We start from the raw sequence: 1,651 nt of genomic DNA, 5'->3' as shown, positions 1-1,651 counted from the left end.
GCCGGCACCCTCTCGGAACTCGGCGACCTCGCGGCCGACGGGTTGCCGGTGCTCGGCGAGTGCGGCGGCCTGATGGCGATGAGCCAGTCGCTGACGACGGCCGAGGGCGAACGGAGCGAGATGGCCGGCATTCTCCCTGCAGACGTCACCATGCACGATCGCTATCAGGCGCTCGATCACGTGGAACTCGAGGCCATCGAGGGAACGCTGACCGCGAACGCTGGCGAGACGATCCGCGGTCACGAGTTCCACTACTCGAGCGCCGCGGTCGACGGCGACGCCCGATTCGCCTTCGAGACGGTTCGTGGCGACGGCATCGACGGCGACCACGACGGATTGACCGAGTACGAGTCGCTGGGCACCTACGTTCACGTTCATCCCGAGAGCGGGGCGTTCGATCGATTCCTCGAGTCGATCGCGAACTGAGTTCGTCCGCCGATACTCGACTGCGAACGAGATTTACTTCTATACTCTGTATGGTGCTCGCACTGTCGTGGCGCAGACGGGCTCTCAGTTCGCTGTCCGCTCTCCCCCGCCCGGACAATCGGTTCGGTTCCGGATTGCAACCGGGACATCGAACCCGAGCCAACGAGACGACAAACGATGCAGCGCCTCGAGACGAACGGTCGGATCCGAGTAACAACCTCCGTTGACCTACTCCAACTCTACATGGACAATCGTAGTTGTTCTACCCCAAACAAAATTGTTTTAGGGGCGGGCTCTGTTCCACCTGATGATGCCACCCATCGCGCTGCCACACGACGCGAAGGCCGGACCGACCAAGTCGGAGGTGCGCGCCGTCGTCGGCTCGAAGCTCGCGCTCGGGCCGGACGACCACCTCGCGGAGGTCGGCTTCTGTACGGGGGCCGTCACGATCGAAGCCGCACAGCGAGCCGGGCGGGTGACCGCACTCGAGCGGAAATCCGAGCGACTCGAGACGACGGAACGGAACCTCGCCGCGAACGAGGAGTCGGTACGCGCCGACGTCGAACTGCGCAACGCGGAAGCGCCCGAGGGGCTGCCCGACGACGCCGACGCGCTCTTCCTGGGCGGGAGTCGGAACTTCGAAGCGGTGCTCGATCACGCCGTCGAGACCGAAATCGACCGCGTGATCATGAACGTGTCGCGGCTCGAAGTCGCCGGACAAGCGGCCGAGGCCTTCCGCGAGCGGGACCTCCTCGAGGAGGTCGTCCAGTTTCAGGTGAGCCACGGCTACGAGCTCGCCGGCGCGACGAGTTTCAATTCGGACAACCCGGTGTACATGCTGGTCGGGAGCGCGACCGCCGACGAGGAGACCGACGAAGACGACGGCGAGCGAGTCGCCGCGGACGGCGGTGAGCGAATCGGAGATTCGCGATCGCGGACGGAAGGTGTCGAGCGATGACGCTGTACGGCGTCGGACTCGGCCCCGGCGAGGCCGATCTCGTGACCGTTCGCGGGAAAGAGGTTCTCGAGCGCGCCGACGTGGTTTACTCGCCGGGCCGGCTCTCGCGGACGGTCGCGCTGAACCACGTCGACGAGTCGAAGATCGGGGACCTCGATTTTCCGATGACGAAAGACGAGGAGAAGCTGCGGACGGCGTGGAAGGCGGCCGCGGCGGAGATCGCCCCGAACGCCCGCGACGGCGACGTCGCCTTCGTGACGCTCGGCG

Annotated in this window: 2 protein-coding genes and 1 pseudogene; all 3 read left to right on the top strand. The window is 65.8% G+C overall.

The features are described 5' to 3' along the window. Window positions 1-426, top strand: a pseudogene (locus tag PGX04_RS30955) (cobyrinic acid a,c-diamide synthase); the annotation flags it as partial. A 310-nt stretch (window positions 427-736) separates the two neighbouring features. Next, window positions 737-1,384, top strand: coding sequence for a precorrin-6Y C5,15-methyltransferase (decarboxylating) subunit CbiT (gene cbiT / locus PGX04_RS30950; RefSeq protein ID WP_273741991.1), 648 nt, complete (start codon window positions 737-739; stop codon window positions 1,382-1,384). Further along, window positions 1,381-1,651: SAM-dependent methyltransferase (locus PGX04_RS30945; protein WP_273741990.1), on the top strand; the 271-nt coding region annotated here is incomplete at its 3' end. The genes cbiT and PGX04_RS30945, both read left to right, overlap by 4 nt.

It is taken from the genome of Natrinema soli (assembly GCF_028618695.1).
The sequence above is the reverse complement of the archived record's forward strand: the minus strand, read 5'-3'. Positions and strand labels throughout refer to the sequence as shown.